The following is a 6,531-nucleotide window of genomic DNA, read 5'->3' on the forward strand; positions in this document are numbered from 1 at the left end:
CCCAGGACCAGGAGGTCGTCGGGGCGGGTGGCCAGCTCGCCGAGAGCCGTGGCAGGGCGCGCCCGGATCACGTGGCGTTCGGAGTCGACGCCGGGCGGCGCGCCGCCGAAGACCTCGTCGAAGGCGCGGTCGAGGCGGGCCTGCGCCTCCGCCTGCCAGTGCCTGGCCCACTCCCTGTCGGGGTGGCGCAGGTACAGCTTCTCGCCCTCCGGCGGCTCCCAGGCGATCACCGCGACCAGCACACGGCGGCTGGCCCGCGCCTCCTGCGCCGCCACCCGCAGCGCCGCGAGGCTCGCGAGCGAGCCGCTCACCCCGACGATCACCCGTCCGCGTCCGTGTCCGCGTCCGCGTCCGCCGACGGTTCCTCTTCCGCTCTCCGTCCCTGCCACCGGTGTCCCCTTCCCAGGCCAAAACAGGCTGACTGAAGCCCGCTGAAACGGAGTCTGTACGCTGATTGGCCCGGAGAGCAGGGCCAATCACAGGGAGTTGGCATGGCAGAGGCATGGGCCGTCCACAGCGTGGACAGAAGACTGGGCAGCCGTCAGCTGGCCGGGCTGCTGACCGGCACCGCGGGCGAGCGCCCCGGCTACCGCGCACTCGCCCACGCCGTCCGCACCCTGCTGCTCGACGGCCGCATCCCCCTGCACACCCGCCTGCCCGCCGAGCGCGAACTGGCCACCGCCCTCTCGGTGAGCCGGGCCACCGTCACGGCGGCGTACGACGTCCTGCGCGAGGGCGGTTACGCGCGCAGCCGCCGCGGCGCGGGCACCTGGACCGAGCTGCCGGAGGGCCGGCGGCCGTCCAGCGTGGCCGCGTTCCCGGCGGGCGACGACGTGCTCGACCTGGCGGTGGCGGCGCCCGGCGCCCCGGAGGCGGAGCTGGCCGCCGCGCTCGCCGGAGCGTCCGCGCTGCTCACCGAGCACGCGCCGACACCGGGCTACCACCCTTACGGCATACCGGAGTTGAGAGCGGCCGTCGCCGAGCGTTTCACGCGGCGCGGCCTGCCCACGCTCCCCGACCAGATCCTGATCACCACCGGCGCCCAGCACGCGCTGTCCCTGACCCTGGCGCTCCTGGGCAGGCCGGGCGACCGGGTCCTGGTGGAGAACCCCTCGTACCCCAACGCCCTGGACGCGATCCGCGGCGCGGGCCTGCGCGCACTGCCCGTGCCGGTCACGGACGACGGCTGGGACTGCGGGCTCGTGGAGTCGTCACTGCGGCAGGCGGCACCCCGCATCGCCTATCTCGTACCGGATTTCCAGAATCCGACCGGCAGTCTGATGCCACGCGAGCAGCGCGTGCACATCCTGGAGACGGCCCGCGCCACCGGCACCTGGCTGCTGATCGACGAGACGATCGCGGACATCGCGCTCGACGGGCCGCCGCCCGCGCCGTTCGCCCCGCTCGCGCCACACGGGGCGGGCGAACAGGTCGTCACCGTGGGGTCGTTGAGCAAGTCGCACTGGGGCGGGCTGCGCATCGGCTGGGTGCGGGCGGGGTCGAGGCTGATCACCGAGCTGGCGATGGCGCGGGTGCCGGTCGACATGTCGACGCCGGTCATCGAGCAGCTGGTGGCGCTCCATCTGCTGCGGGGCATGGACGAGGTGCTGCGCGAGCGGCTGCCGAGGCTGCGGGCGCAGCGGGATGCCCTCGCGGCGTCACTCGCCCGCCATCTGCCGGAGTGGCGCTGGCGGTTGCCGCCGGGCGGGCTCTCGCTCTGGGTGGACCTGGGGCGGCCCGTCGCGTCCTCGCTGGCCCGCGCGGCGCTCGCGCACGGCGTACGGATCGAGGGCGGCGCCCGCTTCGGCGCGGACCCGGGGACGCATGAGCACCGGCTCCGCGTGCCGTACACGCTGCCGCCGGAACTGTCGGAACAGGTGGCGGTCCGCCTCGCGGCGGCGTCGGCGGGTGACCTGCGCCCCACGAGCGACGACATGGGCCGCCGCCCCTGGGTGGCGTAAAACAACTCCCTGGGCCGCCGGACCGGCGAAGGCCCCTCAGCGCCTCCCGGGCTCCCCGAACGTCTCCACCGCGCCCCGCAGCCCCGCGAGTCCCGGCGCCAGCGCGCTGACCGAGCCGATCGCGCCCGCGACGAGCAGCAGGGAGCGGCGCAGCCGGGGGATCTCGGGGGTGCCGTCGGACGCCATCGCCGCGAGGGCGGCGAGTTCCTCCTCGGCGATGCCACGGTCGGCGAACTCGACCGGATGCGCGGCCAGTTCACGGCGCAGCCGGGCCACGGCGGTGCGCAGTCGCGCCACCCGCGGATCCTCGTCGCCGCCCGTCACTCGCCTCTGCTCCACGCTCCGCAACACGGTTCTCCCCCCGCGCACGCCTCGGTGCGCCCGTTCCTGTGCGTCCGCCGCGACTTCCCGTGCGTCCGCCGCGACTTCTCGTGCGTCTCACGACCCCGCGTGGTGCTGGTCAGGCACCGGGGGTCGCGGATCAGTAAACCGCTCCCGACACGGGACGCGCCACTTTCCGGCCTTGATCGCGGCTGGAACACGGCGGCCCGATCGGGTGTATCCAGGAGTCATGACGACAGAACCGATCTACGCGCGCCCCGGCGAGGGGAACGAGGTCGCCGGGCTGCTCCTGGCGGCGGGCGGCGGGCGGCGCCTCGGCGGCCGGCCGAAGGCGCTCCTGGAGCACCGGGGCCGCCCCCTGGTGGAGCACGCGGTGCGGGTGCTGCGCGATGCCGGGTGCGCACAGGTGCACGTGGTGCTCGGCGCCTCCTCCGACGCCGTACGCGCGCGTGCCTCGCTCCGCGATTGCGTCCTTGTCGACAACCCGGACTGGGAGGAGGGCATGGGTTCCTCGCTCAGGGTCGGGCTCGCCTCGCTCGGCGGCACGGGCGCGGGCGCCGCGCTGGTCTCGCTCGTCGACCAGCCGGGCATCGGTGTGGCGGCGACGGCGCGCGTCCGAGCCGCCTACCGGTCGCCGTCGACGCTCGCGGCGGCCGCGTACGAGGGGCAGCGCGGCCACCCGGTCCTGTTCGGCCGCGACCACTGGGCGGGGATAGGGACGACTGCGACCGGTGACCGGGGGGCACGCGATTATCTGCGGGCGCACGCCGACGCGGTCACGCTGATCGAGTGCGGCGAGGTGGCCGACGCGTACGACATCGATACCGCCGAGGACTTGATCCACCTGGAGTGATCGGCATGATCCACCTGGAGTGACCGGCGTGGCACTCAGCGACACGTTCTGTCGACGAGAAGAATCTCGACATCAACAAACCATTGAACTTCCACTATGAGGAAACTAGTATCCACTGACCAGAAGGCCCGTTACCTCGGACGGGGCCCCGCAGCCGTACCCCGGCTCCTGTGGCACTCAGTGTCACCGCGTCTGCCCGGCGGCTCGCCCGGCACCGTCCGTGCAGCTCTCTGAAGGAAGTGACAGCTCATGTCCGCACTAGCGCCGTCGCCGCTGGCCATCGTCGACGCAGAGCCCCTGCCCCGGCAGGAAGAGGTGCTCACCGACGCGGCCCTCGCCTTTGTGGCCGAGCTGCACCGGCTGTTCACGCCCCGGCGTGACGAGCTGCTCGCCCGGCGCGCCGAGCGCCGCGCCGAGATCGCCGCCACCTCCACGCTCGACTTCCTGCCGGAGACCGCCGCGGTCCGCGCGGACGACTCCTGGAAGGTCGCCGAGGCCCCGGCCGCGCTGAACGACCGGCGCGTGGAGATCACGGGCCCCACGGACCGCAAGATGACCATCAACGCCCTGAACTCGGGCGCCAGGGTCTGGCTCGCCGACTTCGAGGACGCCTCCGCGCCCACCTGGGAGAACGTGGTCCTCGGCCAGCTCAACCTCACCGACGCCTATGAGCGCCGCATCGACTTCACCGACGAGCGCACCGGCAAGTCGTACGCCCTCAAGGACGCCGCCGAGCTGGCCACGGTCGTCATGCGCCCGCGCGGCTGGCACCTGGACGAGCGCCACCTCCAGGTCGAGGGCCGCCCGGTCCCCGGCGCGCTCGTCGACTTCGGCCTGTACTTCTTCCACAACGCCAAGCGCCTCATCGAGCTGGGCAAGGGCCCGTACTTCTACCTCCCGAAGACGGAGTCGTATCTGGAGGCGCGCCTGTGGAACGACATCTTCGTCTTCGCGCAGGACCACCTCGGCATCCCGCAGGGCACGGTCCGCGCGACCGTCCTGATCGAGACGATCACCGCCGCGTACCAGATGGAGGAGATCCTCTACGAGCTGCGCGACCACGCCTCCGGCCTGAACGCGGGCCGCTGGGACTACCTCTTCTCCATCGTCAAGAACTTCCGTGACGGCGGCGAGAAGTTCGTCCTGCCGGACCGCAACGCGGTGACCATGACCGCGCCCTTCATGCGGGCGTACACCGAACTCCTCGTCCGCACCTGCCACAAGCGCGGCGCGCACGCGATCGGCGGCATGGCGGCGTTCATCCCGTCCCGCAAGGACGCGGAGGTCAACAAGGTCGCGTTCGAGAAGGTCAAGAACGACAAGGACCGCGAGGCGGCCGACGGCTTCGACGGCTCGTGGGTGGCGCACCCGGACCTGGTGCCGATCGCCATGAAGTCCTTCGACGCGGTGCTCGGCGACAAGCCGAACCAGAAGGACCGCCTGCGCGAGGACGTGCACGTCTCGGCGGCGGACCTCATCGCCGTCGACTCCCTCGACGCGAAGCCCACGTACGACGGTCTGGTCAACGCCGTCCAGGTCGGCATCCGTTACATCGAGGCGTGGCTGCGGGGCCTTGGCGCCGTCGCCATCTTCAACCTCATGGAGGACGCCGCCACCGCGGAGATCTCGCGCTCGCAGATCTGGCAGTGGATCAACGCGGGCGTCGTCTTCGAGAACGGCGAGAGGGCGACGGCGGACCTGGCCCGCGAGGTGGCGGCCCGGGAACTGGACGCGATCCGCGCCGAGATCGGCGACGAGGCCTTCGCGGCCGGCAAGTGGCAGCAGGCCCACGACCTTCTCCTCCAGGTCTCCCTGGACGAGGACTACGCGGACTTCCTGACCCTCCCGGCCTACGAGCAGCTGCGCTGACTTCCGCGCATACGCCCACGACGAGCCCCTCGGCACCGCACAGCGCCGGGGGCTTCGTCATGAGCATCCCGTAAGGGGCGCGGGGCAAGGGGCGCGAGGAACTGCGCGACCAGCCACACCCGACCCACACTACTGGATGTGCCCCGACCAATCCCGCTCCGCCGAAGGCTTCCCATGCAGGTCGGGAACACGCTTCAGCCAGTCCGGGCGCCCCGCCTCCATGGCGGCCGCCCGCCGGGCATCGGAGGCGGCCAGCTCACCCCGGCTGGGAAAGCCCCTCGGCAGCCAAACCGCCGAGGACCGCACGCGGGCCAGCAGGAAGCCGACATAGGCCTCGCGCACCTCGGCGGGGGACGAGAAGCCAGGCTCGTCCGCCAGCCACGCCTCCGGCACGAGGGAGACGATCTCGCGGAGGGCCGACTCCGTGACGAGGGGCGCCAGTTCGGCGTCGGCGGCGGCCGTGTCGGGGCCGTAGCCGCCCAGGGCATGGTGGCGGAAGTCGTACACCTTGTCGGGTGCGGACGCGCCCCAGCGGTGGTGGAAGACAAGGGCCGCGCCGTGGTCGATGAGCCACAGCTTCGGCGGCCGCGTGCCGAACGTGGGCCACACCATGAGGTTCGAGCTGTGCACCGTGCGGTCGACGTTGGCCGTGAGGGCGTCGAGCCAGACGACCTTGCCGGCCTCCAGCGGGTCCACGTCGACGGCGTCCGGGGTGAAGTCCTTCGCTCCCGGCAGGAGGTCCATGCCGAGGTTGAGCCCCGCGCTGGAGCGCAGCAGGTCCTGGACCTCCTGGTGCGGCTCGTCGGCGCCGACCGCCGGGTCGAAGTGGACGAGCACCAACTCGGGGAAGCGCAGGCCGAGATGGCGTGCCAGCTCGCCGACGATGATCTCGGCGACCAGCGCCTTGCGGCCCTGGGCGGATCCGGTGAACTTCACGACGTACGTACCCAGATCGTCGGCCTCGACGACGCCGGGCACGGAGCCGCCGGTGCGCAGGGGCTCGATGTAGCGGGTCGCGGTGACCTCTCTCAACATTTCCCGGGTCACCCCTCTTGCTTCCGGCCTCTGGTCCTGCTTCCAGCCTCTGGCATGAAGTGTGCATAGTAACCGAGGGTGATCGCGGGTGGGGGGTGGCGCCCCCGTCCGCTTCTCGCGTTCGGGGGCGCCGGTGTTGTGCGTGGTCAGCGTCGGGGTGCGCGGTTACGTGCGCACCGGGCGCCTGCCGTCGTCCGGCCTGTCCACGTCATCCGAGAGCGGCGGCAGCTTCTCGATGAGGTCGAGCAGGGGCTCGTACTCACCGTAGGGGGAGAAGCCGTCGTCGCACCGCTGGTTCCTGGAGGCGGTGAGGATGCCCTGCGCCTCGGTGCCGGCCAGCGCGACGATGCTCCGCGTCCTCGCGACCGGGACGTCGGTGCACACCTTGCCGACGACAGTGTCGACGATCGCCACCGCGGGCTTCTCCTTGGTGCCGAGAGCCGGCTCCGGGGCCGACGGGTCCGAGCCCGA

The 6,531-nt window shown here is 72.3% G+C and carries 7 protein-coding genes; 3 read left to right on the forward strand and 4 right to left on the reverse strand.

Annotated features, from left to right (window positions below; genetic code table 11):
- Positions 1–323, reverse strand: a 323-nt coding sequence (locus GKQ77_RS24725) for a universal stress protein (RefSeq protein WP_308117774.1), incomplete at its 3' end; no start/stop codon positions are given.
- 168 nt (positions 324–491) lie between these two features.
- Between GKQ77_RS24725 and yczR the strand changes: the two genes are divergently transcribed.
- Positions 492–1,961 carry a MocR-like transcription factor YczR gene (gene yczR / locus GKQ77_RS24730; RefSeq protein WP_219691141.1) on the forward strand — a complete coding sequence of 490 codons (1,470 nt, stop codon included), beginning with the start codon at positions 492–494 and terminating at the stop codon, positions 1,959–1,961.
- A 36-nt stretch (positions 1,962–1,997) separates the two neighbouring features.
- On the opposite strand, the gene GKQ77_RS24735 is transcribed toward yczR, so the two are convergent.
- Positions 1,998–2,312, reverse strand: coding sequence for a DUF5955 family protein (locus GKQ77_RS24735; protein WP_219691142.1), 315 nt, complete (start codon positions 2,310–2,312; stop codon positions 1,998–2,000).
- Between the two features lie 220 nt (positions 2,313–2,532).
- Between GKQ77_RS24735 and GKQ77_RS24740 the strand changes: the two genes are divergently transcribed.
- Both GKQ77_RS24740 and aceB read left to right on the forward strand, forming a co-directional pair.
- Complete coding sequence (locus GKQ77_RS24740; protein ID WP_219691143.1) at positions 2,533–3,156, forward strand: nucleotidyltransferase family protein; 624 nt, start codon at positions 2,533–2,535, stop codon at positions 3,154–3,156.
- A 249-nt stretch (positions 3,157–3,405) separates the two neighbouring features.
- The gene (gene aceB, locus GKQ77_RS24745) at positions 3,406–5,025 is read left to right on the forward strand and encodes a malate synthase A (RefSeq protein ID WP_219691144.1); all 1,620 of its coding nucleotides are present in this window, start codon (positions 3,406–3,408) and stop codon (positions 5,023–5,025) included.
- Between the two features lie 129 nt (positions 5,026–5,154).
- Here the strand turns inward: aceB and GKQ77_RS24750 are convergent, their stop codons facing one another.
- Positions 5,155–6,060 (reverse strand): HipA family kinase, encoded by a 906-nt coding sequence (locus tag GKQ77_RS24750; RefSeq protein WP_219691145.1) that lies wholly within the window; start codon positions 6,058–6,060, stop codon positions 5,155–5,157.
- Positions 6,061–6,225: 165 nt separating this feature from the next.
- On the reverse strand, positions 6,226–6,531 hold a 306-nt coding region (locus GKQ77_RS24755; protein ID WP_219691146.1), incomplete at its 5' end, for a hypothetical protein.

The sequence above is a fragment of the Streptomyces anatolicus genome, assembly GCF_019400875.1.
In the GTDB taxonomy this organism is placed as follows: domain Bacteria; phylum Actinomycetota; class Actinomycetes; order Streptomycetales; family Streptomycetaceae; genus Streptomyces; species Streptomyces anatolicus.

Excerpts from the sequence above, each read along its gene's own strand:
- yczR (WP_219691141.1), top strand. The coding sequence starts at position 492 with ATGGCAGAGGCATGGGCCGTCCACAGCGTGGACAGAAGACTGGGCAGC.
- GKQ77_RS24740 (WP_219691143.1), top strand. The coding sequence starts at position 2,533 with ATGACGACAGAACCGATCTACGCGCGCCCCGGCGAGGGGAACGAGGTC.
- aceB (WP_219691144.1), top strand. The coding sequence starts at position 3,406 with ATGTCCGCACTAGCGCCGTCGCCGCTGGCCATCGTCGACGCAGAGCCC.
- GKQ77_RS24750 (WP_219691145.1), bottom strand. The coding sequence starts at position 6,060 with ATGTTGAGAGAGGTCACCGCGACCCGCTACATCGAGCCCCTGCGCACC.